Here is a 23,802-nt window from a genome sequence, read left to right as displayed (position 1 = left end):
GCTAGCACGGTTTAGGATGAAGCTATCTTATAGCTAAGGAGCAAGATAATGACTGTACGTAACCGTATGTTAAATCTGTTGTTCATCCCTATAACCGTGCTTGGCCTAAGCGCCTGCTCAGAATCAATCGAGTCGGACGCGGATTCAGTTAATTTATTACAGCAAGCCATTAACTCCGAATCCCGCTCGGCCTCAAATCGTTCGCGCGATGAGTTCCGCCACCCGGCAGAAACTCTTGAGTTCTTCGGTATTCAGCCAAATTCGACGGTAGTCGAAATTTCACCTGGTGGTGGCTGGTACACTGAAATTTTAGCGCCCTATTTAAAGGATGACGGCCTGCTTTATGCTGCTCATTTTCCAGCGAATAGCAGTAGCGAGTATTACCAGCGCTCACGCCAAGCATTTATGGAACGTGTAACCAACGATTCAGCTTTTAGCGCCGTTGTTGTCACTGAATTTGCGCCAATGAGCGATAGCGTTATTGCACCGCCAGAAAGTGCCGACATGGTGCTCACCTTCCGTAACTTACATAACTGGTATATGAGTGGCGGAGAGGAAGCTGTGCAAGATGCATTCATGCAATTCTATACGGCATTAAAACCAGGTGGCGTCTTGGGTGTTGTTGATCATCGCTTACCGGAAACTCGCCCCGACGAAGATATGGCCAACTCGGGTTATATGAAAGAGAGTTTTGCCATCGCTATGGCGGAGTCGGTTGGCTTCGAGTTAGCGGAACGCAGCGAAATTAACGCGAACTCAAATGACACTGCTGATCATCCTCGTGGTGTCTGGACTTTGCCGCCGACACTGCGCTTAGGCGACGAAGACAAAGAAAAGTATACTGCAATTGGTGAAAGTGATCGCTTCACCCTCAAATTTGTAAAACCTAAATCGTAACGAGAGAGTACATGAACGTATTGGTAATTGGCGGCGGTGGTCGCGAACACGCTTTGGCATGGAAAGCAGCACAGTCAGATGCTGTTGAAACGGTCTTTGTTGCACCCGGAAATGCTGGTACTGAAGCCGAATCAGGTATCGAAAACGTGGCCATTGCAGCTGACGATATCGACGGATTGTTAGACTTTGCGAAAGCCAAGCAAATTGAATTAACAATTGTCGGTCCCGAAGCGCCCTTGGTACTTGGTGTCGTCGATAAGTTTACCGCCGCTGGATTATCAATCTTTGGCCCAACTCAAGCTGCCGCGCAGCTTGAGGGATCAAAAGCGTTTAGTAAAGATTTCCTTGCACGTCATAACATTCCTACAGCAGCTTATGGCACGTTTACCGATGTCGCTGCTGCGAAAGATTATGTTCGCCAGCACGGTACACCAATTGTTATTAAGGCGGACGGTTTAGCAGCGGGTAAGGGCGTTATTATCGCTGACAACGAACACGATGCTTTTGCTGCCATTGACGATATGCTAGCTGGCAATCGTTTCGGCGACGCCGGTAGTCGTGTAGTAATCGAAGAGTTTTTGGTTGGTGAAGAAGCGAGCTTTATCGTGATGGTGGATGGCAAGACAGCTTTGCCGTTTGCTTCAAGCCAAGACCATAAAGCGCGCGATAACGGCGATAAAGGCCCTAATACGGGCGGTATGGGCGCTTATTCACCGGCACCTGTGGTTACCCCTGAAGTGCATGATTGGGTTATGCAACATGTCATTCAGCCAACTGTTGAAGGCATGGCCGCCGAAGGTCACCCGTATACCGGTTTCTTGTATGCTGGGCTAATGGTTGCGCCAGACGGTACCTCTAAAGTTTTAGAATTTAACTGTCGTTTTGGTGACCCAGAAACGCAGCCAATTATGATGCGCTTACGTTCTGACCTAGTCGAACTATGCAAGTCGGCCTGCGCAGGCAAATTAGCTGGTAAAAGCATTGATTTTGATCCGCGCGCAACGGTGGGTGTGGTGATGGCAGCTGGCGGCTACCCGGATAATTATGCGAAAGGCGATGTGATAACAGGTATTGAGGCGGCTGAAGCGAACGGTGCTAAGGTTTTCCATGCAGGCACCAAGCTTAACGACAACAACCAGTTAGTGACTGCTGGCGGTCGTGTTCTATGTGTCACCGCCATTGGCGACAATGTCACCGACGCACAACATAAAGCCTATGCTGCGCTGAGCAAAATAAACTGGAACAATGTTTATTTTCGAACCGATATTGCGTATCGCGCCATAGCTCGCGAGCAAGTATAAAAAAGCGCCGTAAATGAAGTGACCTCAATTTTATGGGGTCACTTCAAAAGGCGCTTTTTTAGTCCTCAACGACTAAGTCGTCGTCATCACCACCGCTGATTTCAAAAGCATCATCAGTGTAGCGACTGCGACCATACATACTACCCACTTTCGGACGATTAATACGCGCCTGATATTTCGACCACGCCTTTTCGACTGGTGAGTCAGCAGCTTTTTCGCCTCGAGCAACTGCTAACAATGACTGTTCTTCGGCTGACTCTGGCTCTAGTTCACCACTCATCAACGCCGCAATCAAACTGCCGTGTTTTGCTAACAGCTCACTTTCGCGAATTGAAAAATCGCCCGAACGAGCAAATCCGTACGGGTAGTTTTTGAAGTCGTTAAACGGCTTCTTCATAATTTGATCACGGTTCATTGTTGCCATTGTGTGCCCATCCTCCAGACCAACAACTACAGGTAAACGGTAACGCCTCTTTGCGTCACTGACGATATAGAGGCGAAACCGTAAGTTGTCAACAATTTTCGAAATTTTTTACGTTTTTTATTTCGAACCGACGCTTCAAATGGGTTGTTAAAACCGATAATACAGCGATGCTCCAACGCTACGACCTGCCTCGGCTAAAACTGGCAACGACGGGTCATCAACTGGCATACCGCTCACTCGTGCATTGCGCCAGTATCGTTTGTCAGTGAGATTAAACACACCCGCGGTCACGTTTAAATCTGGCGTGGCATACCAACGTGAAATCCAATCAAACGTTGCATAGCCGGGTGCAGAGAATAATGGGCTCTCCGCTTCATCAACTAGCTCGCGTTGCCCTCTTACGGCTGTGAATACTAGGCGTGTATCCCAGTCTTGTGCTTCATATTGGAGTTGCGCAATGAGTCGCGGTGGTGCCACATCGGCGAGGTCTCGTCCACTCTCACGGTCTTCGCCTCGGCTATATTCAGCACTTACTGCGCTCGACCATGTGTCCATCCAACGTTGCTCCCAGTTAGCTTCAACGCCTTCAATGACCACTTTATCGCGATTAATGGACTGGAAAATTAACAACTGACGGGCTGGATCAAAACCCAATGAAGCCCGACTTTGAATAAAGTCACTGTAACGGTTGTGATAAGCGGTAATTGACCACTGAGTATCACTGTCACGTCCGCGTAAACCTGTTTCAAATGCATAACCACGCTCGGCCTTTAAATCAGGATTTGCAATAGCTAATACTTGAAACTGCGGGTAGTACAAACCAATATTCACATCTGAAAATGGCGGCGCTCGATAGCCACGTGCGTACTGGGCAAACCATTCAGTATTATCAGCGACCGACCAAATCACACCTAACTTGGGAAGCCAAGCGTCATGCGTTAAATCAGTGACCTCTGTGTCTGGGTATCGCTCTGTAAACAGGGCATCTTCGCGTGTACGAAGCTTGTAATGTTCGTAGCGTATACCAGGGCTTAATATCGGTCCGTCTTCCCACAATTCAAATTCATCGTGTAGGTAGATACCCAACTCGGTTACGCGGCTTCGAGGGAAATCGCGAAGCGGGAAGGTTTCACCTAATAGGGTTTTGGTTGTTTCATTGGTGGCTAGATTGGTCTGCGACGCATCGCGTTGATCTTGAAGTGTCGAACTCATGAGTTCAAAACCATAACCGATACGATGCCGAATACTCGCAATTTGTATGTCTGTTTCGAGATCGGTGCCAATGCCAGTTGTGGTTTGTTCAAAATCAAACAAACGCTCGATATCGAGTGGCTCAGGTAACAACATACGTTGTTCAAAAGAGTCTTGTTCAATTTCCGTGCTTTGGTGGTATAACCGCCAACTGCCGCGGTCTATCCAACCCATCGGGTCGATATTAAGCTCGGCAAGTAATCGATACTGATTACGACTATCTTCGCCCACCAAACTCGTTGTGGCACTGAGTCGACCAGTACCTATAATCGACTGAATATCGGTATCACGCGATTCGTTCATCGCATCAAGCGTGAATTGCCACTCACCGAATGCAGTATCCGTTTCTGCACTAACTAATACAGCTTGCTGACGACGATGTTGTTCATCACGCAATGCATCGTCTAAATCAGCAGATCGAATATCTTCACCGTACTGAACGGCGCCAGCTAATAATAAACGCGTACCGCCACCGCCAAATGCTGTCGCACCCATGACGTTCGCACGATGACTGTCAGAATTGAACCCTGCTTGAACTCGAGAACCGCGCTTATCATTGAGCAATACGTCTTCTGCATCAAGCAAATGAACGGCAACGACACCACCTAAAGCTTTGCTACCATACATTGTCGATGCGGGCCCGCGTAGGATTTCAACTCGGCTGGCTAACCCAAGCTCAAGTAACCCTCGCCCCGTATCAGAATAACTACCAACCGCAAAATAATCCGCGACAGGCACTTGGTCTATTACGACTGCGGTGCGGTTACCGCCAATACCACGTATACGAAAACCGCTGTTACCAAACCGGCTACTATCGTCATCAAGTTCTACTCCTGGTTGATACCGCACTAAATCGGCAGCATTAATTACGAGATCGCGTTGTAAATCATCTTCGTTAATGATGGTTACGGTACCGGCAACCTCGGAAAGTTGGCGTGGTTGCCGATGGGCAACCACAGTTATCACTTCCATGTCAGCGTCTTGCTGAGTCGTTGCTGCTTCGTTCACTTCTTGTGGTAAAGCCAGTGTTAACTGGGGCATTAAACCTAATGCCCCAGCCACAACACCAGCAAGTGCTGTGTATTTCACGCTTAGTACACCTCGTTCCGTGTGTTGTAGTTGTTGAACTTGCCAGTAGGAGTAATGATTTTTTCTCCTTTAATGACATGTTTCAGCTTGCGTGTTTTATCATCCACAATAACAATCGCAGACTGCTCTTCTTGACCACTCCAAACCGAGAACCAAACTTCATCGCCGGCCATATTATATTCTGGCTGTACAATTCGTTTGGGTCCCGGACCTAAATCGGCCCATTCAGCAATTGGCAACGTTTTATAGCCGGCATCTAAATTGTTGATGTCGAACACAGCTACCGATTGAGATACTTTGGCGTCAGGATTGAAAGGTGTGTCAACCCATAGGTTTTTTGATTTCGGATGGGTTTTGATGAACAGCGAACCACCACCTTGACCTTCTAACACACGAACCACTTTAAATGCGTTATCTTTGTGTTTTTCAGGATCGGTACCGATAAGCGTGATATCTGCATTACCAAGTGCACTAGTTGCCCACACTGGTCCATTTTTTGGATCGACAAAGTTAGCACCACGACCTGGATGCGGAATACGTTTCACCGGAATCAACGCTTCCAATTCACGGTCTAACGCATCAACTACAGCAATTGTGTCATTCTCATTTGCTGCAGTTAAAAAGTAGCGCCCTGACCGATCCCAGCCGCCATCGTGTAGGAATGGCGCAGCGTCAATAGTCGTTACCTGCAAGTTATCAATATCGGAATAATTCACTAGCTTAATTTGGCCAGTTTCTTTCACGTTAACGATAAACTCTGGGTGCTTATGTGAGCCCACGATAGCAGCCACCCGTGGCTCTGGATGATACTCCTGAGTATCGACAGTCATACCACGAGTCGAAACAATCTTATGTGGCTCTAATGACTCGCCATCCATTAACACATAATGTGGCGGCCAGTATGCACCTGCAATGGCAATTTTATCTTCATAGCCTTTGAAGCGAGAGTTCTCAACAGAACGTGCTTCGAGGCCAATCTTGATTTCAGCAACAACTTGCGGCGGATTCATGTAGAGATCAATCAAATCGATTTTGCCGTCTCGACCGATGGTGGTGAAGTAGCGGCCTGAACTTGATGCCCGAGAGATATGAACGGCATAGCCCGTCTTCACATAATTCAGCACTTTCTTACTATCACCGTCAATAATGGCAACTTCGCCAGCATCGCGTAATGTCACCGCAAACATGTTGTCGACATTATATTTGTGCTGAGGTTTCTTTGGACGATCTTCTGGTTTTACATGAACAACCCATGAGTCTCGCATGTCTTTCATGCCCCACTCTGGCGGTGTGGGCGGTTCATGCTGTAAGAAGCGCGCCATCATATCAATTTCTTTCTCGCTGAGCTCGCCCGATGTCCCCCAATTCGGCATACCACCTGGCGAACCAAAATTAATCAGCGCCTTCAGATAATCAGTTCCTTTCTTCTGGGTAATATCAGTGGTTAATGGAAGACCGGTAGCGCCTTTGCGCAGCACACCGTGGCAACCTGCGCAGCGTTGAAAATAAATTTCCTGTGCTTTTGCGAAGTCTTCTTCGCTAATATCAGGTGCGCCCGACGTTCTCATCATTTTACCGCCAGAGACAGTTGATGGTGCACCTTTGTAGCCAACTTCGGCTGCAGTTGAGCCCTGGTGCGGTTGTCCCTCGGCACGATCTTTCAAGCCAAGTTCAACGCGAACTTGTTCCACTTCATCTTCAGTGACTTCACCGCCCTTGTTTCCCCAGCTCGACAACACGTAATTCGTGATATCAGCAATATCTTCGTCACTAATATGCTGCATGGGTGGCATAACTGCATTGTATTTTTGACCGTTGACTTCCAGCGGACCAGACATACCTTTTAGGATTGTACGCACCACATGAAGTTTATCGCCGGTGACGTTTGAATTGCCGGCTAATGGAGGAAATGCCCCTGGTAAACCTTTACCGGTTGGTTGGTGACAAGCTTGGCAATTAGCCTCATAAGCTTTTTTGCCATCGTCTGATGCGAACGCAACCGAACTACCGGCGGTCACGAACAGTCCAGTAGCAATAGCTAACGCAGAAAGTTTCGGATACAGCTTAGTTACACTACTTGGTTTCATTAGATGTCCTCCTTGTGGATCATCGAGAAATGAGACTACCGTGTCTAATCCTAAGCCTAGTCGATGTTTGTTTTTTGATCTATGTCACTAAAGAGAGTGCGGTTATTGGGCTTTCATGAGTACCTCCTAGGAGGTACGTACTCGTAAGCCCCAGTCTTCCCAAGCTTGCTTCGCGAGTTGTTCACGAAATTGCGGTGCGGCGATACTAATCAATGACTCAGCACGTTCGGTCAAACTTCTAGCACGCAAATTAGCGACACCAAACTCAGTTACAACATAGTGAACGTGCGCTCGAGTCGTTACCACGCCCGCACCAGGATTAAGCATGCTACTGATACGCGATACCTGACCACCACAAGCTGTAGCCGGCAATGCAATCACCGAACGACCACCTTCGGATAGGCTCGCGCCTCGCACAAAATCCATTTGCCCACCAACACCTGAATAAATTTTAGTGCCCATTGAATCGGCACAAACCTGACCACTTAGATCAATTTGAAGTGCACTGTTAATTGCCATCACTTGCTTGTTTTGGCGAATCACCGAGGTGTCATTGGTGTACTCAACATCGAGGAACGCCACCAACGGGTTATCATCAACAAAGTCGTATAGTTTCTGGCTCCCCATGGCAAACGTCGTGACAATGCGACCGCGGTGTTTGCGCTTGCGTGAGTTATTAATAACGCCACTTTCTACCAATGGGAGAACGCCATCTGAAAACATTTCGGTATGAATACCCAAGTCTTTGTGGTTGCCCAAGCAACGCAAAGTAGCATCGGGAATCGCACCAATACCCATTTGCAAACAATCCCCATCATTAATGAGGCTAGCTACTCGTTCGCCGATTTGCGTGGTAATAGCCGACTGCTTGGGTTGGGCATGTATAGGCATCGCTGCTTCATATTCAAAGTAACGATCAATTTGCTTTAATGATATGAACGAATCGCCATGTGTACGGGGCATGCGCGGGTTAATCCAAGCAATGACTTTACGCGCAACTTGCAGTGCCGCCCGTGTGGCTTCAACCGAGATACCTAAGCTGCAATTACCATGCGCATCTGGCGGAGAAACCTGAATGAGCACGGCGTCAAGCGGTTGCTCGCCAGACCGAAATAGTTTGGGAATTTCGGATAAAAACATCGGCACGTAGTCAGCTAATCCTTCATTAACCGCGGCTCGTGTCGATTTACCCACAAAGAAAGCACGTTGCCGTAGGTGCCCTTTCAGCTCCGGATTACTTAAAATTTCACTGTGTTCAGTATGCAATTGCAGTAACGTTAAATGACGACGCGAAAGTGCGACCTCGGCGAGACCTTCGAGCAATTTATAAGGTGTTGCAGCCATCGATTGGCACCAGATGACATCATTGTTTTCGAGAATTTGTAACGCCTCTTGTGCATTTTGAACGAGCATCGTGATTCCTTTTCAGTTACATTTTAAACGTCATTCATTAACGTAAGTCTAAACATAGTATGAAAGTATTCGTTATGCTCGGTGCAATCAATATGGCGTTAGGGGTAATTCTTGGCGCATTTGGGGCACACGGTTTAGAAAAAATGATTAGTCCAGAAATGGTCGAGGTATTTCAAACTGGCGTTCAGTATCAAATTTATCACGCGCTCGGGTTATTGATGGTTGCCGTTCTATTAATTCCTTACCCTAAAGCAAGTGGCTTGCGCACAGGCGGTTGGATTATGCTCGCCGGGATTATCTTATTTTCTGGAAGCCTCTATATGTTGGCATTAACTGGCATCCAATTTTTTGGTCCTATTACACCCATTGGTGGTGTTTGCTTTATCGTGGCGTGGATTTGGATTTTTTGGGCCATGCTCAAGGAGTTCTGATGAACAAGTTTACGATTGCTACTTGTTGTTTTTTCTTAATGTCGGCGGCCGTTGCATGCGATGTGCCGTGGCAGAAATGCTGGTATGGACAAACTCCTCAAGGGCAGCATTGCCAAGGTGAAGTTATCTTGTTGTCGGCCTTCGATGCAAAGCAAGCCTTACGAGATGATTCTAATTTGCGCTTACCTACTCGCGCAGAACTTGAAACGTTTTTCATGAGTAGCCATGCCGTTCCCTTACGCGAACATGCGCATGAACTTCAAAATTTTCAGGTACTCACCAGTGATTTTGTTCAGCATGGCAACGAGTTTTTGGTAACAACGGTAGATATTCGAAATGGTCGGATAGAATTATTGCCATGGCGAGAGCCTGCGCTCGTGCTTCTTCGCGAAACAAAAAATCCGTAGTCTTGAATAGAAGAATTGGAGCGGGAAACGAGATTCGAACTCGCGACCCCAACCTTGGCAAGGTTGTGCTCTACCAGCTGAGCTATTCCCGCACTGGTTTACGACGTTGAGGTCACGAATTTTAACTATTGGTCAGTTGATGTCAATACTGCCGAACGTTCCGGCAATTGCCCAACAACCAGCGTCGACAACGCCAATAAAATACCGGATATAACTAAACACGCTAGTAGTCCGCTTTGCTGATATACCCAGCCCGATAAAACGGTACCGAGCAGACGGCCTGCCGCATTCGCCATATAGTAAAAACCAACATCGAGAGATACACCATCAGCGCGAGAATAGGACACTATCAAATAGCTGTGCAGCGATGAATTGATTGCAAATAAAAGCCCAAACAAGGCTAAACCAACAATAATAGCCGGTGTTATCGGTACCTCTTGCCACAACGCCACAGCTAATAATAATGGGCTTAGTGTTAATAATGCGCCCCACATCACTGCTTGATTTGATGTTCGATGAGTTGCGGTTACCGATGTTAACCGCGGTGCGAAACCTTGAACCACACCGTATCCAATAATCCATAAGGCAAGAAAACTGCCAACTTGCCAGTGATCCCAGTTGAGTTGACTAGCAAGGAATACCGGAAGCGCTACAACAAACCAAACGTCGCGTGCACCAAATAATAAAAATCTTGCACCCGAAAGGATGTTGATTGGACGACTTTTTGAGAATAACTCCTTAAATTTCGGTTTGAATGTCGCTTTCCCGGTATCTTTTTTTAGAAAGATCAAACTGGAGAGCCAAACCGCCGTCAGCATCGATGCCATAGCTAAAACGGCACCTGCAAAACCTATCCAGGTAAGTAATAGACCGCCGAGAAAAAAACCAATTCCTTTTAAGGTATTCTTTGAACCGGTTAATAATGCGACCCACTTATATAGCTGTCCTTGAGCAGCCTCCGGAACCAGCAATTTTATGGTGCTTTTAGCACTCATTTTGTTTAAATCTTTTGCTATTCCGGAAAGTGCTTGTGCAAACATGACCCAGATCACTGTCAACCAATGGCTAGGAACTAAAAGCATCGCTAAAGCGACTATTTGTAATCCCAAGCCAATATTCATCGTCCGGTTTAACCCCCAGCGAGCACCTAAATAGCCCCCGACCAAGTTCGTCACGACACCAAAAAACTCATAAAATAAGAACAGCATGGCGACTTCCAGCGCAGTGTAGCCAAGTTGGTGAAAATGAAGTACCACCAACATGCGCAAGGCACCGTCTGTAAGGGTAAACGCCCAATAATTTCCAGTTACCAATATGTATTGGCGAATGGCAGGAGATAGATTGGCTAGCATGTGCCAACTTTCTCCATTAACTCAACCGTACGATTGGCGTAACCCCACTCGTTGTCATACCAAGCATAGAGTTTCACGTGTGTGCCATTAATCACTTTTGTTGAGAGTGCATCGATAATGCTCGAGCGCGGATCCGTTTTATAGTCGATGGATACTAAAGGACGCTCTTCATACCCAAGAATGTTTTTTAGGTCGCCCTGCGCCGCGGCTCTCATCCAACCATTAACTTCCTCAACTGTTGTCGGTCTTTCAACCTCAAATACACAGTCAGTTAACGATGCATTAGCTAATGGCACACGCACTGCATGACCATCTATTTTTCCTTTGAGTTCTGGGAATATTTCGATAATTGCTGTCGCTGAACCAGTCGAGGTTGGAATAAGGCTCATCCCACAGGCGCGTGCACGGCGCAAATCTTTATGCGGCGCATCAAGAATACTTTGTGTGTTAGTTAAATCATGAATGGTTGTGATTGATCCGTGTTTGATGCCAACCTTTTCCTGAAGAACTTTAACCACCGGAGCTAGGCAGTTTGTTGTACATGACGCAGCAGTAACAATACGATGTTGATTTGGGTCAAACAGATGATCGTTGACGCCCATTACGATATTTAATGCTCCTGCTTCCTTCACTGGAGCGGATACTACGACGCGTTTGACGCCCTGTTGTAAATAGTCGTTTAGAACCGCAACCGTCTTCATTTTGCCAGATGCTTCAAGCACAACATCACAGTCGGCCCAGTTATTCTCAGAGATTGTTTTAAAACGAGTGAATGCAATGGTTTTTCCCTGAATAATCAAACTATCATCTGAGGCTTCAACCTCATGGTGCCAGCGCCCATGCACCGAATCGAAATTGAGCAGGTGTGCGAACGTATCGGCCGCGGCACCCGGATCATTGACCCGTACCAATTCAAATGCCGGATTCTCCCAAATCAAACGTAACGCAAGCCGACCAATTCGTCCTAAACCGTTAATTCCAACCTTAATCGCCATAAATTACTCCTTCGCATTCTTTGAATATTGTCCAAGTTGTGGATTGTGCTCTGCGGTTACCGCAATTGTTTTGCGCATCCAGTCGGGTAAAGCAGGGTTTAATCGGTAATGCACCCAGCGATGGTCTCGTCTATCCAATAGCAAGCCATATTCTCTTAACTGAGCTAAGTGACGCGATACCTTGGGTTGTGACATTCCTGTCATTTCAACAAAATCACAAACACATAGCTCGGTATGACGTGCCACCATTAAAATCATAGTCAACCGTAACGGGTCCGCCATAATCTTGAAGAAATCTTGTGGGCTATTGAAGAGATGAGGCTGCTGCATTCGCTTACGCAGAACCAGTAAGAACATTCGAATACGCTCACTCAATTCTTTTGCAGTACGCAAAAAGGCGTCGTTCTCTTTGCTGGAAACCGGATCAGAAAAATCCCATGCGATAAAATTAACACCCTGAAAATCTGCCTGACACTCAAGACGTGCTCGGTCACACAGACTAATAACATAATCAAACGCCATTTCACCAAGGCTTTCAATTGCCTTGGAGTGCAATCCTTCAGTCGTTACATTCAGTGCAGATAACGCTGCTAGTGCTTCTGGCTCGACGTGAGTTGGCTGACTCCCAGCGCTAAACACGTCAATCTCAGAGCCTGCAAAATGTCGCATTATCGCTTCTGCCATAATCGAGCGAGCCGAGTTAGCTGAACATAAGAATAGAATTTTCATTGGCTTCTCATATCTGTAAAAACAGATATATGATAAATCAGATATGAGGTGAAAGACAATAAAAAACCCGAAAGTTTTAACGCTTTCGGGTTTTTTGAATTTGGAGCGAGAAACGAGATTCGAACTCGCGACCCCAACCTTGGCAAGGTTGTGCTCTACCAGCTGAGCTATTCTCGCATGTGTTAACGAGGGCGTATTTTACGGATTCGGCTCACGCCGTCAACCACTTTTTTCAGTGGAACTGTTCGTTCGCTCGGAATTTAAACACCCTGCAGATTTTTTCCACAATATCTGATGTGGTGGTGCTTGTACCTCACCTTCTTGATTAACAAACACTAATTTATTTTGCTCCACCTTGTTTAACCAGTCACGGACAATGCTTGTGCGCTCAATCCAGCCATGTAATTCACAGCGAAACTTTTGCAGATGCGACCCCTCCGTCTCCTGCGACATCGCCGCGCTCGACATCAAAAGAACAAGTATCGTCATGATAATACGCATCAGTTCTTCTCCTTGCCTTTGTTGAGCTGCAAGATTTTACGCTCTAACTCCTTCAATCGCTGGGCTTCTTCCCCTGGCATATGCAGATAAAATGCATTGCTCAGGATAGGCATGCCATCAGGTAACACTTTGTTCTCAAAGACCAATTCAATCGTCAATTTACCCATGTGGCTATCTTGACGAAACGACGGATTCAAAAACAAATCCGGACGTACCCCGTTGGTCGTCACTTCCTGTGGGAAATAACTCGAAAACACTGCGGCAATGCGTTTTCCAATTAATTTCTTGTAATCTTGTTCATACGCATGAAGTTGTGTATCCACAGGTAAATAGCGATATACCGAGTAAGTGAGATAAGCTTCAGCAAAACGAGCTAATTCATCGCGGTTACGCTGCGAATTAGCTTTCCCAAGAATGCGATGCAGCGTGTCTTTGGCAAACTCACGAAAACTTTCGCGTAAATCAGTAAGCGGACGCCATTGCTTTGACGTTAGGATGGCTTTCGCGCAATTTCGCGCTCGCGCATCCCAATCATCGTATAACTCTGACATGCTCGGCACACCCGAACCATGGATTTCTAACAACCATTGCTTGGCTGATTGGCTCATACGCTCTTCAAAATAACTTTCAAATTTAGCAAAGTTGCGGTATTCGCCTCGTATTAACGCTTTAAAACCTGACGTCATACTCAGTTGCAACGGTAAATAGCGTTGCTCGTGGTCACGATTAAACATGAGTGCTTTGGCAACTAATCCGTTTAAAATTCTTTCATCGTCATCAGATGCAGCGCGTGTTAACGAGTTAATGTAATCATCATAAAGCTGTTCGCGGGCGTGCGTTGCTTTACGTCTTAAACGGAATGGTTTATACGGAACTTCTTTCGTTATTTTCAAGAACGTTTCGTAAGCTATGATTGTGTTGCGTCGCTCAGCAAGGAAGAAATTGCGTTGATGTGACCGCACCTGGCGCCAAGCAAAGAATGCAAAACTGAAGGCTTTGTTGAAGCCCCAAAGCAATGGTGGAAGCAACCACCAAATGTAGGTTGAAAACCAGTGTCCTGGGAGAATGAATGGTTGCTGAAACTGTGTTTTTTCCAATTCGGAAAGTGATTGTTTACTATCGGTAGCAGGTGCGTACCAAACCAGCTCCGCCAGCGCTTCAATAGGCACCCAACGGTTTATATGCCAACTTAAATAAGCGTCCTGCTCACCATAGACAGTATCAATCCGCTTTTGTTGGTCAGCAAATGCGACATATTTCGGTGGGCCATAAGTGAGCCCCATAAAAATAATGAAAACTGCAGCAACGAGCCATTTAATCACGTGCTTAGCCTTCCTTGTTGTTATTATTATTTAAATAAATTTACTCGATAATATTTCAATTCTTCAATCGATTCACGAATATCTGCTAATGCCGTATGCGCGCCTTGTTTGGTTAAACCATTGGCTACTTCAGGCGCCCAATATTTTGCTAATTGCTTCAAAGTACTCACATCAAGATTACGGTAGTGGAAGTAGGCCTCTAGCGCTGGCATATGTTTTGCTAAAAAGCGGCGGTCTTGGCAAATACTATTCCCGCACATTGGTGAGCTACCTGCGGTCACCCATTGTTGCAAAAACTCGATCGTTGCATCACTTGCTTGCTGTTCATTAAATGCACTGGCTTTAACGCGTTCAACCAAGCCGGATTGCGTATGCGTTCGCACATTCCAGTCATCCATTTTATCTAAATTGGCCTGAGGTTGGTGCACTGCAATAACAGGACCTTCTGCTAACACGTTAAGTTCATAGTCAGTCACTATAGTCGCAATCTCAATAATGTGATCGTAGTCTGGCGTTAATCCGGTCATTTCTAAGTCGATCCAAATGAGACGTTCTGCGCTCGCTGTCATGCAATTTACCTTATTTGATTACAATTAAGTTCAGGCACTATTGTGCTGAATAATGTATGATTGCCTCTAGTATGTACTGGAATTAATTTGATGGCAAAACAACGACGTCTGAACAAAGGGCAACTACGCCGAATTAAGTCAAATCAAGAGAAGCGTATTCAACGAGCCGAATTAGAAATCGAAGTTGAAGACGCAGCTTTAGATGCCTCAGAATCAGGTATTGTTGTAAGTCGATTCGGCCAGCAAGCAATTATCTGCACCGACACCGAAGCTGCGCTACGCTGTCATATTCGGCGTGCTGTTGACTCGTTAGTTTGTGGTGACGAAGTGATCTGGCGACGTTTTAAACAGCGCTCAGAAGATGTCGCCGGTGTCATCGAAGCTGTACAGCCACGACGCTCTTTGCTCAGTCGCCCAGATTATTACGATGGGGTGAAGCCGGTTGCTGCTAACGTGGATCAAATTCTCATTGTTTCTAGTGTATTACCTGCTTTCTCCAGTCAAATTATTGACCGCTATTTAGTTGCATGTGAGGACATTGGTGTTACTCCCGTTATTATCCTCAATAAAGCTGACCTTCTTACCGAGCTTGATTCTGAGCAACGCCAAGAAATCGATCACGCACTCACGGTCTATCGCGATATTGGCTATCAAGTACTTGAAGTCAGTGCAAAACAACCAGATTCATTGCACGCCCTGCAACAATTATTGAATTCACACGTTTCAATCGTGGTCGGTCAGTCAGGCGTTGGAAAATCATCGTTAGTAAACGCCCTACTGCCAGATATTGATGCCGACGTAGGCGCTATTTCAGATAACTCGGGGCTTGGCCAACATACCACCACAGTGGCAACCCGATATGTGGTGCCAACCGGTGGCGTGTTAATTGACTCACCAGGAATACGAGAATTTGCACTTTGGCATTTAGAGCCTGAGCGCGTGGCTTGGTGCTACATCGATTTTCGACCATACTTGGGACAATGTAAGTTTCGCGACTGTAAACATCAGGATGACCCGGGTTGTGCACTCCATGAAGCTTTAGAAGCAGGTGACCTACACTCGTTACGCCTGTACAATTTCCACAAAATTATTGAATCGATGGCGATTAAAAAGCCATCTAGAGCAACTACTCGAGGTAAAAAAACGTGAATTGGGATCGCGTAAAAATTCAAATGCAGCACTGGCTACCTAAGCATGCCGTATCGCGTCTAGTTGGTAAATTTGCGGCTGCAAAAGCGGGCTGGTTTACGCAGCTCTTTATTCGGTGGTTTATCCGCCAGTATAAAATAGACATGAGTGAAGCCATTCACGAAGATCCGAAGGCATATAAAACCTTTAATGACTTTTTCACGCGCTATTTAAAGCCCGAATTACGTCCGTTAATGGCTTCAGATGACAAACAATTTGCTCATCCCGTTGATGGTGCCATTAGTCAACTCGGCGAAATAGAAGAAGGTCGAGTATTTCAGGCCAAAGGGCATGATTACAGTCTCACTGAATTGCTTGGTGGCGACCCTAGTGATGCTCACGCGTTTCGCGACGGCGATTTTGCAACCATCTATTTGGCACCTAAGGACTATCATCGCATCCATATGCCGTGTGACGGTGTGTTACGCAAAATGATTTACGTGCCTGGTGATTTATATTCCGTAAATCCACTTACTGTGGCGAACGTGCCAAATTTATTTGCTCGTAATGAGCGTGTTGTCGCGATTTTTGAAGCCGACTTTGGACAATTTGCAATGGTTCTTGTTGGCGCGACAATTGTTGCCAGCATTGGTACTGTGTGGTCAGAAACAGTAACCCCTCCACGCGGTACAGATGTACATACGTGGGAGTACCCAGCTTCAGGTAAGCAAGCACTTCGATTGAAGAAAGGCGAAGAAATGGGCCACTTTAAATTAGGCTCAACCGTCATCTTAGTATTTCCAGACGATGTGATTGATTTTGATGAGTCTCTCAAACCCGGCTCCGTGACGCGTATGGGAACCTTATTAGGTGAGCGTGACGACTAGTTATGCTCATTTTTGCGCATCGGGGGGCAAGTTTCGAAGCACCAGAGAACACCATCGCGGCGTTCAGCAAGGCTCTCGATGCGCAAGCGGATGGAATTGAAATTGATGTTTATCCAATTGAAGACGAGTGGCTGGTGTTTCATGATCGGTATCTGGCTCGCCTTACCGCTCAATCTGGTCGCCTGCAAGACTTAACCCTCGCACAACTACGAACGTTAAAGGTGTTTGGCCAACAGCCAATACCAACCCTTGATGAGGCACTCGACTTTATTGGCGGACGCTGCCAAGTCAATATTGAGCTCAAAGGAGCGGACATTAAACGCGGGCTGACACGTCATTTACGACGCGCCGTTGAGTATGCAAACTTTGAGCCCGAACAACTATTAGTATCGAGCTTTAATCATCATTGGCTAGCACAGCTGAAGCAAGATCACCCTCTTCAACGCATTGGTGCCCTCACCACAAGCTGTCCACTCAATTATGCCTATTTTGCTGCGCAGCTCGAAGCATGGTCGGTACATATTGATGTTGATTTCGTGACACAAGAATTCATTGATGACGCACATGAGCGTGGCTTAAAAGTTTTTGTATTTACAGTCGATGAGCCGGACGATATGCGCGAATTAAATCAAATGGGTGTCGACGGGATATTTACCAACCACCCGACACTTGCAAAAAACGTGCTTCACGGGCTTTTTGTTGATGCCCGTGAAGCGAATCGATGGGAATAACCTTAACTTCCTTTACTATCTGGGTGCTGTTGCTCAAGCGCTGCAAGCTCGTGAGCAACCGCTTCCGGCGATGTTGTATTGCGCGCCAATAATGCGTACAGCGACGGAATAATAAAGATAGTTAAAAACGCTGATAACGCGACCCCAGAAAAAATAACTGTACCGATAACCATGCGGCTTTCGGCACCAGGACCACTTCCAAGAATTAGCGGAACAGCACTCATCAGCGTTGTAAAGGCGGTCATGACGATCGGGCGCAAGCGTTGTTGCGAACCTTTCACAATCGCCTCATCAAACTTCATGCCGGCATCACGTAATTGATTGGTGAACTCAACAATCAAAATACCATTCTTCGCGGCAAGTCCAATCAACATCACGATGCCGATTTGGCTGTAGATATTGATTGTCATGCCTGTTGCATAGAGGCCGATAATCGCCCCTAAGAACGCAATCGGCACCATTAACATAATCACTAAAGGATGCACGAAGCTCTCGAATTGCGCTGCCAATACTAAATAAGCGACGAGCAACGCCAACACAAAGACGAAGATGACTGAGCTGCCACTCTCTTTGTACATTTGCGATTCGCCTTTATAGTCAATCGATACGTCATCTGGTAACTCGGAGCGGACAATATCCTCTAGATACGCCAAGGCTTCACCGAGCGAATACCCCTCAGCCAAATTCGCTTCGATGGTAATACTACGCATGCGGTTATAGCGATTTAATGACCCCGACGTCGCTTGTTCTTCAACTGTCACCAAATTCGAGAGTGGAATAAGTTGGTTTGAGCTATTAGAGCGAACGTAGATATTATCGATAGCAGTTGGACTGCGATAATCTGCGCGTTCACCCTCAAGAATCACATCGTATTCTTCACCTCTGTCAAGATAGGTGGTCGCGCGACGTTGACCTAACATGGTTTCTAAAGTACGCCCAATATCGCCGACTGAAACACCAAGATCTGACGCACGCTCTTGATCGATGCGAATCAATAACTGTGGCAGGGTAGCTTTATAATCACTGTCGAGATCCAACAAGTTCGGGTTTTGGCTTGCTTTTTCAATGACAATATCGCGATATGCAGCAAGTTGCTCATAAGTGTTACCTTGCAACACGAATTGCACCGGACGGCCGTTACCACCACTAATACCGCTTCGCATAAAGGCGAAAGCACGTACACCGGTCACGTTATTGAGTTGCTTCGATACCTCATCCATTAACTCAAACGTTGACCATTCGCGTTCTTCAAATGGCACCGCCCCAACAATTGCAACACCAGCAGAGTTGCCCCAACCGGGTGAACGGATAATTAATCGATCGATTTTCCCTTGATCGATATAAGGCATCAAAATGCTTTCTATCTCACGCATATTTGCTGAGTTTGATTCAAAACTAGCACCTTCCTCACTACGTACCATCACATAGAAAGTACCGCGATCTTCAGGTGGTACGAACTCTTGCTCAACAAATTGCATCATGCCGTAAGACAACACGCCCGCTAGCACAATCAGCGCTGCTGCCATCCATGGATAGGCCAAGGTTCGCTTCAAAACACGAACGTATCCGGACTCAACCCAAACAAAAGCTTTATCGATAATTTGTCCGAATTTACTAGAGCGTTCTTTCTTATGAAGAATTTTCGAGCTTAACATTGGTGATAACGTTAGTGCCGCAATACTTGAGAATGCGACTGCTGCGGCAATCGCCAAGGCGAACTCGGTAAACAACTGGCCAATGTTGCCATCTAAAAACGCTAACGGAACAAATACCGAAATCAGTACTAAAGTCGTCGCAACTACCGCAAAACCAACTTCTCGCGCCCCACGATAGGCGGCAAGCAAAGGCGGTTCACCGGCTTCAATACGACGATAAATATTCTCTAAAACGACGATTGAATCATCAACCACGAGGCCGATGGCCAATACCAATGCTAACAACGTTAGCAGGTTAATTGAGAAGCCCATGGCAAACAGTGCAATGTACGAGGCGATAATGGCAACAGGCACTGTCAATGCAGGAATTAACGTGGCACGAATATTCCCTAGGAACATATAAATGACAACGACCACCAAAGCCATAGCAATACCGAGTGTATTGTATACTTCGTCAATGGAACCTTTGATGAAAATTGATGAATCATAACTTGGCACCATGAACATGGTTTCAGGCAACGTTTGCGAAATCGAATCGATTTCTTTTTTCACGTTCTCCACAACCTCTAGCGTATTCGCCTTCGATTGTTTCACGATACCAATACCGACCATATTAATCCCATTGCCGCGGAAGTCGGTTTTATCGTTCTCGGCGCCCATCTCAATACGGGCAACTTCAGCTAAGCGAACTAGCTGACCATTGTCACCGCGTTTTATGGTTAACCGCTTAAAATGTTCCGGCGTAAGATACGTACGTGCGACACGAACAGTGAATTCACGGTCGATTGACTCAACCTCACCTGCCGGTAATTCAATATTTTCTGAGCGCAGTCGATTCTCAATATCCGTGACGGTAATGTTTCGGGCAGCCATCGCATCACGGTCGAGCCAGATACGCATGGCGTAACGACGCTCACCACCTAGCTGAACTCGGGCAACACCATCCACAACTGAAAGCCGATCGGCAATGTAGCGGTCAGCGTAATCGGTTAATTCGAGCACCGACATGGTCTCGCTGCGTAAGTTGTACCAGACAATGGTACTTTCATCCGAATTCGCTTTAGAAACTTCCGGTGGGTCGACTTGCTCAGGTAGGTTATCGAGCACCCGCGAAACTCGGTCGCGAACGTCGTTGGCAGCGGCATCAATATCGCGGGTTAGTTCAAACTCAATACTGATACGCGAACGACCATTACGGCTGCTCGAATTAATGTTTTTTATTCCCTCAATACCGCTAATACGGTCTTCAATGACCTGCGTAATTTGAGTCTCAACAATATCTGCCGATGCACCCGTATAGCTTGTATCAATGGAAACAACAGGCGGATCGATGTCAGGGTACTCGCGTAGAGGCAACATCGTAAACGCGACGATACCAAACACGATAAGAAGAATATTGACAACCGAGGCAAAAACCGGACGTTTGACCGAAACATCTGAGAGCAACATGTGTGTTAGCCCTCCCGAACTGTGACAGCAACGCCATCGCGCAGACGTACCATTCCTTCGGTTACGATTTTGTCACCCGGTTGAATGCCGTCGATAACCTCGACGATGCCAGGTTTGCGGCGACCTAAAGTGACCAAGGTCTGATGTGCGATATTATTTTCATCAATCACGTAAACATAAGTACGGTCATTGATAGGTACAATAGCTTTCTCTGGCAGAATCATCGCTTCATCAACGCTGCGCAGCAAATTAACTCGCAACAGCATGCCGGGGCGTAGCTTGTTGTCGTCATTTGGTAGTGTTGCGCGAACTAAAATCGAGCGCGTTAACGGATCGACGCGCGAGTCGATACTGCGAATTTCGCCAAGGAACTCTTCGCCTGGATAGGCACCACTGCGCGCAGCAACCGTTTGCCCGACACGTAAACTGGCAAAGAAGAGTTCAGGAACGTTGAAATCCAGTTTCATTGGAGTGACATCATCAAGGGTTGTGATTTGCTCACCTGGCGACACCAAAGAGCCAACACTGACATGACGAATTCCAAGTCGACCGTCAAAAGGTGCAACAATGCGCTTTTGCGCCAACCGAGTTTCCGCAACCTCTAGTTCGGCAATGATTTCTTTGACTAGCACGTCTTGTGCTTCAAGCTGTTGTTGTGATGCCGCATTTTGACGACGCAAATCAACTAAGCGTTGATACTGTCGATTTGCTTCTGCTAGTCGAAATTTTAATTCTTGAACAACCGCATTTTCTTCGCGGGAATCGAGTTCAACTAATACATCGCCGGCTTCAGCTACGTCACCGTCATCAAAATGTACGGCCATGACAATATCTTGCGCCTGAGCGGTAACAACAATTGACTCATTGGCTTGTGCAGTACCGAGCGCTTCAATCACATCGCGGAATTCGCTAATTTGCGCGGTTTGTACGCGCACCGGAACGGCGTTCTGTGGTCGCTCTTCTTTGCCTGCATTAGGGTCTGCAAAACCGAAAAAGTACGCTGCAGCGGCTGCTACAAGTACAAGTATAATAGTGATCGGATTAAATAAATTTCGTGCTGCCATAAATCCCTCAGGTTACCACTTTGGCTTCATGTCATGGTCTGACACTATTGTAACCTAGGGATTCCATGCGACATCCCCGCTCATCGGACAATAAGCGGGGTTTACCGCAAATAGCAGTTACTTATGGTAGGCAGGGCTTAGCTTGTGTACCGCTTCAATGAAAGCCGCAGCGTGATCTGGATTGACTTCTGGATGAATGCCATGCCCTAAGTTAAAGACATGGCCATGACCCTGTCCATAACTTTCTAATATCGTTGCAACTTCTGCTTCAATGCGCGCTGGCGGAGCGTACAACACACTCGGATCCATATTTCCTTGCAATGCAACCTTATCGTTCACGGCTACTCGTGCAGTACCCAAATCAGTGGTCCAATCGACACCTAAAGCATCACAACCGGTCGCGGCCATATCTGCCAGCCAAGCACCACCATTTTTGGTAAACAAAGTTACCGGCACCTGTCGACCATCGGCGTGGCGAGTTAGGCCATTTACGATTTGCTGCATGTACTTTAATGAAAACTCACGATAATCACGCGGGCTTAATACACCACCCCATGTATCGAATACCATCACTGCTTGAGCACCTGCTGCAATTTGTGCATTCAAGTAGCTGGTCACTGATTGAGCTAGTTTATCTAACAATAAATGCATTGCCTGTGGTTCGCTGAACATCAGCTTTTTTACTTCGCTGAAGTTTTTGGTGCTACCGCCTTCAACCATGTAGGTTGCCAGCGTCCACGGGCTTCCAGAAAAACCAATCAATGGTACTTGGCCATTCAATTCGCGGCGAATAGTGCGCACGGCATCCATTACATAACGAAGCTCTTGTTCCGGATCTGGTACGCCAAGCTTCTGAATACTCGCGATATCACGAACGGGACGTTCAAATTTCGGACCTTCACCTGTTTCAAAATACAGCCCCAGCCCCATCGCATCTGGAATGGTTAGAATGTCTGAAAATAAAATAGCGGCGTCTAACGGAAAGCGACGTAATGGTTGCATAGTCACTTCGCAGGCAAGCTCTGCGTTCTTACACAGCGCCATGAAGTCGCCAGCCTGTTTACGCACTTCACGATACTCTGGCAAGTAGCGCCCCGCTTGGCGCATCATCCAAATAGGTGTGCGTTCAGTAGGCTGACGCAAAAGCGCACGAAGATACAGATCGTTTTTAAGTTCAGACTTTGCTTCAGACATTATAGCTATCCAAGTTACCCTTTAAATTTTGCCGCATATTTTACCAGCATTAGGAATTTCTTTCCTGATCAATTTCAGCTTTTAGGCGTTTAATCAGTTTATTTGCGATGGTTCCCTCTTGCGGTATTCGCGGTAGTTTATTGATGTCGTACCAACCACCTTCTTCTAGCTCAAACGGATCAATACGAATATCGCCGCTCTCCCATTCGGCAATAAACCCAATCATGAGTGAATTCGGGAATGGCCACGATTGGCTGGTAACATAGCGCGGATTTTTAATGCGTACGCCAGCCTCTTCCATCACTTCGCGGATGAGAGTTTGCTCGAGTGGCTCGCCAGCTTCAACAAAACCCGCTAACACTGAATATAAACCCTCGGGGTGCCGCTTACCGCGAGCCAAGAGAACTTGGTTATCTTTACGAATCGCAACGATGATGCATGGCGAAATACGAGGGTAGCAGCGATGCTGACAACTATGGCAGTGCATCGCGATTTCCCAGTCAACCGCTTGCATGCGCGCGCCACAGCGTCCACAAAACCGGTGAGTGGCTAGAAAGTCGGCGATTTGTTTCGCTCTTGCTGCCATAGCAAACAACTCATCATCAGAACCAACAATTAGCTCTCGAACACTCAAAAACTCACCCACTGCATTAAAATTGGTATCGCCGTAATCAGCAATGACTAAGTAACAATGACGCTCTCGCAATTCGCCAATAAACACAGTTTTGTATTCATTTAGATCAGGCAATGGTAAGTCTTCAAGAAGGCCATGCGGTATCTGTTTGGCTTCGGTCATTAATAGTTCGCCACCGGAGATCACAAACCACCATACAGGTTCGTCTTGCGCTGGGCGTTGGTATGGTTTCGTCATGTAAAATAACCTGCAAGTCAGCGAAAATAGTTGACGCTAGCTTAGCATCATCAGT

General features: G+C 46.6%; 21 protein-coding genes and 2 tRNA genes. 7 read left to right on the top strand and 16 right to left on the bottom strand.

Annotated elements, in window-relative coordinates; genetic code table 11:
• Positions 1-48 precede the first annotated feature (48 nt).
• The gene (locus CWI76_RS09990; protein ID WP_241968012.1) at positions 49-897 is read left to right on the top strand and encodes a class I SAM-dependent methyltransferase; all 849 of its coding nucleotides are present in this window, start codon (positions 49-51) and stop codon (positions 895-897) included.
• A gap of 11 nt (positions 898-908) precedes the next feature.
• Positions 909-2,198: a phosphoribosylamine--glycine ligase gene (gene purD, locus CWI76_RS09985; protein ID WP_126760196.1), complete on the top strand. Its 1,290-nt coding sequence runs from the start codon at positions 909-911 to the stop codon at positions 2,196-2,198.
• Positions 2,199-2,256: 58 nt separating this feature from the next.
• Here the strand turns inward: purD and CWI76_RS09980 are convergent, their stop codons facing one another.
• The 4 genes from CWI76_RS09980 to CWI76_RS09965 form a co-directional block, all read right to left on the bottom strand.
• Positions 2,257-2,622, bottom strand: a complete 366-nt coding sequence (locus CWI76_RS09980; RefSeq protein ID WP_126760195.1) for a MaoP family protein — start codon at positions 2,620-2,622, stop codon at positions 2,257-2,259.
• 147 nt (positions 2,623-2,769) lie between these two features.
• Positions 2,770-4,962 (bottom strand): TonB-dependent receptor domain-containing protein, encoded by a 2,193-nt coding sequence (locus CWI76_RS09975; protein ID WP_126760194.1) that lies wholly within the window; start codon positions 4,960-4,962, stop codon positions 2,770-2,772.
• Positions 4,963-4,964: 2 nt separating this feature from the next.
• Positions 4,965-7,049: a cytochrome D1 domain-containing protein gene (locus CWI76_RS09970; protein ID WP_126760193.1), complete on the bottom strand. Its 2,085-nt coding sequence runs from the start codon at positions 7,047-7,049 to the stop codon at positions 4,965-4,967.
• A gap of 126 nt (positions 7,050-7,175) precedes the next feature.
• Entirely contained in the window at positions 7,176-8,462 is a 1,287-nt protein-coding gene (locus CWI76_RS09965; protein WP_126760192.1) for an acetyl-CoA hydrolase/transferase family protein, read from the bottom strand.
• Positions 8,463-8,521: 59 nt separating this feature from the next.
• Between CWI76_RS09965 and CWI76_RS09960 the strand changes: the two genes are divergently transcribed.
• On the top strand, positions 8,522-8,893 hold the full coding sequence (locus tag CWI76_RS09960; RefSeq protein ID WP_126760191.1) for a DUF423 domain-containing protein: 372 nt from the start codon (positions 8,522-8,524) through the stop codon (positions 8,891-8,893).
• Complete coding sequence (locus CWI76_RS09955; protein WP_126760190.1) at positions 8,893-9,300, top strand: hypothetical protein; 408 nt, start codon at positions 8,893-8,895, stop codon at positions 9,298-9,300. Before CWI76_RS09960 ends, CWI76_RS09955 begins: the two co-directional genes overlap by 1 nt.
• A gap of 16 nt (positions 9,301-9,316) precedes the next feature.
• On the opposite strand, the gene CWI76_RS09950 is transcribed toward CWI76_RS09955, so the two are convergent.
• The 8 genes from CWI76_RS09950 to orn form a co-directional block, all read right to left on the bottom strand.
• Positions 9,317-9,392: transfer RNA gene (locus CWI76_RS09950), tRNA-Gly, on the bottom strand.
• A gap of 33 nt (positions 9,393-9,425) precedes the next feature.
• A complete protein-coding gene (gene arsJ / locus CWI76_RS09945) occupies positions 9,426-10,652 on the bottom strand; it encodes an organoarsenical effux MFS transporter ArsJ (protein WP_126760189.1) in 1,227 nt (408 codons plus the stop codon).
• Positions 10,646-11,647 carry an ArsJ-associated glyceraldehyde-3-phosphate dehydrogenase gene (locus tag CWI76_RS09940; RefSeq protein WP_126760188.1) on the bottom strand — a complete coding sequence of 334 codons (1,002 nt, stop codon included), beginning with the start codon at positions 11,645-11,647 and terminating at the stop codon, positions 10,646-10,648. Before CWI76_RS09940 ends, arsJ begins: the two co-directional genes overlap by 7 nt.
• Positions 11,648-11,650: 3 nt before the next feature.
• On the bottom strand, positions 11,651-12,376 hold the full coding sequence (locus tag CWI76_RS09935; RefSeq protein WP_126760187.1) for a metalloregulator ArsR/SmtB family transcription factor: 726 nt from the start codon (positions 12,374-12,376) through the stop codon (positions 11,651-11,653).
• A gap of 101 nt (positions 12,377-12,477) precedes the next feature.
• A tRNA-Gly gene (locus tag CWI76_RS09930) sits at positions 12,478-12,553 on the bottom strand.
• Positions 12,554-12,595: 42 nt separating this feature from the next.
• Positions 12,596-12,877, bottom strand: a complete 282-nt coding sequence (locus CWI76_RS09925) for a hypothetical protein (protein WP_126760186.1) — start codon at positions 12,875-12,877, stop codon at positions 12,596-12,598.
• Positions 12,877-14,199 carry a hypothetical protein gene (locus CWI76_RS09920; protein WP_126760185.1) on the bottom strand — a complete coding sequence of 441 codons (1,323 nt, stop codon included), beginning with the start codon at positions 14,197-14,199 and terminating at the stop codon, positions 12,877-12,879. Before CWI76_RS09920 ends, CWI76_RS09925 begins: the two co-directional genes overlap by 1 nt.
• A gap of 26 nt (positions 14,200-14,225) precedes the next feature.
• Positions 14,226-14,768: an oligoribonuclease gene (gene orn / locus CWI76_RS09915; RefSeq protein ID WP_126760184.1), complete on the bottom strand. Its 543-nt coding sequence runs from the start codon at positions 14,766-14,768 to the stop codon at positions 14,226-14,228.
• 90 nt (positions 14,769-14,858) lie between these two features.
• Between orn and rsgA the strand changes: the two genes are divergently transcribed.
• Genes rsgA through CWI76_RS09900 form a run of 3 tightly spaced genes read left to right on the top strand, consistent with a single transcriptional unit; the run spans position 14,859 to position 17,514 of the window.
• Entirely contained in the window at positions 14,859-15,917 is a 1,059-nt protein-coding gene (rsgA, locus tag CWI76_RS09910) for a small ribosomal subunit biogenesis GTPase RsgA (protein WP_126760183.1), read from the top strand.
• Between the two features lie 23 nt (positions 15,918-15,940).
• The gene (gene asd / locus CWI76_RS09905) at positions 15,941-16,783 is read left to right on the top strand and encodes an archaetidylserine decarboxylase (protein ID WP_126760228.1); all 843 of its coding nucleotides are present in this window, start codon (positions 15,941-15,943) and stop codon (positions 16,781-16,783) included.
• Between the two features lie 2 nt (positions 16,784-16,785).
• Positions 16,786-17,514 carry a glycerophosphodiester phosphodiesterase gene (locus tag CWI76_RS09900; protein WP_126760182.1) on the top strand — a complete coding sequence of 243 codons (729 nt, stop codon included), beginning with the start codon at positions 16,786-16,788 and terminating at the stop codon, positions 17,512-17,514.
• Between the two features lie 2 nt (positions 17,515-17,516).
• Here the strand turns inward: CWI76_RS09900 and CWI76_RS09895 are convergent, their stop codons facing one another.
• The 4 genes from CWI76_RS09895 to nudC form a co-directional block, all read right to left on the bottom strand.
• Positions 17,517-20,618, bottom strand: coding sequence for an efflux RND transporter permease subunit (locus CWI76_RS09895; protein ID WP_126760181.1), 3,102 nt, complete (start codon positions 20,616-20,618; stop codon positions 17,517-17,519).
• A 5-nt stretch (positions 20,619-20,623) separates the two neighbouring features.
• Positions 20,624-21,682: an efflux RND transporter periplasmic adaptor subunit gene (locus tag CWI76_RS09890; protein ID WP_126760180.1), complete on the bottom strand. Its 1,059-nt coding sequence runs from the start codon at positions 21,680-21,682 to the stop codon at positions 20,624-20,626.
• A gap of 117 nt (positions 21,683-21,799) precedes the next feature.
• Positions 21,800-22,876, bottom strand: a complete 1,077-nt coding sequence (gene hemE, locus CWI76_RS09885) for a uroporphyrinogen decarboxylase (RefSeq protein WP_126760179.1) — start codon at positions 22,874-22,876, stop codon at positions 21,800-21,802.
• A 49-nt stretch (positions 22,877-22,925) separates the two neighbouring features.
• Positions 22,926-23,747, bottom strand: a complete 822-nt coding sequence (nudC, locus tag CWI76_RS09880) for an NAD(+) diphosphatase (protein WP_126760178.1) — start codon at positions 23,745-23,747, stop codon at positions 22,926-22,928.
• Between the last annotated feature and the right edge of the window lie 55 nt (positions 23,748-23,802).

This window comes from Pseudidiomarina marina (genome assembly GCF_003987045.1).
Classification (GTDB): domain Bacteria; phylum Pseudomonadota; class Gammaproteobacteria; order Enterobacterales; family Alteromonadaceae; genus Pseudidiomarina; species Pseudidiomarina marina.
This window is presented reverse-complemented; position numbering and strand designations above follow the sequence as displayed.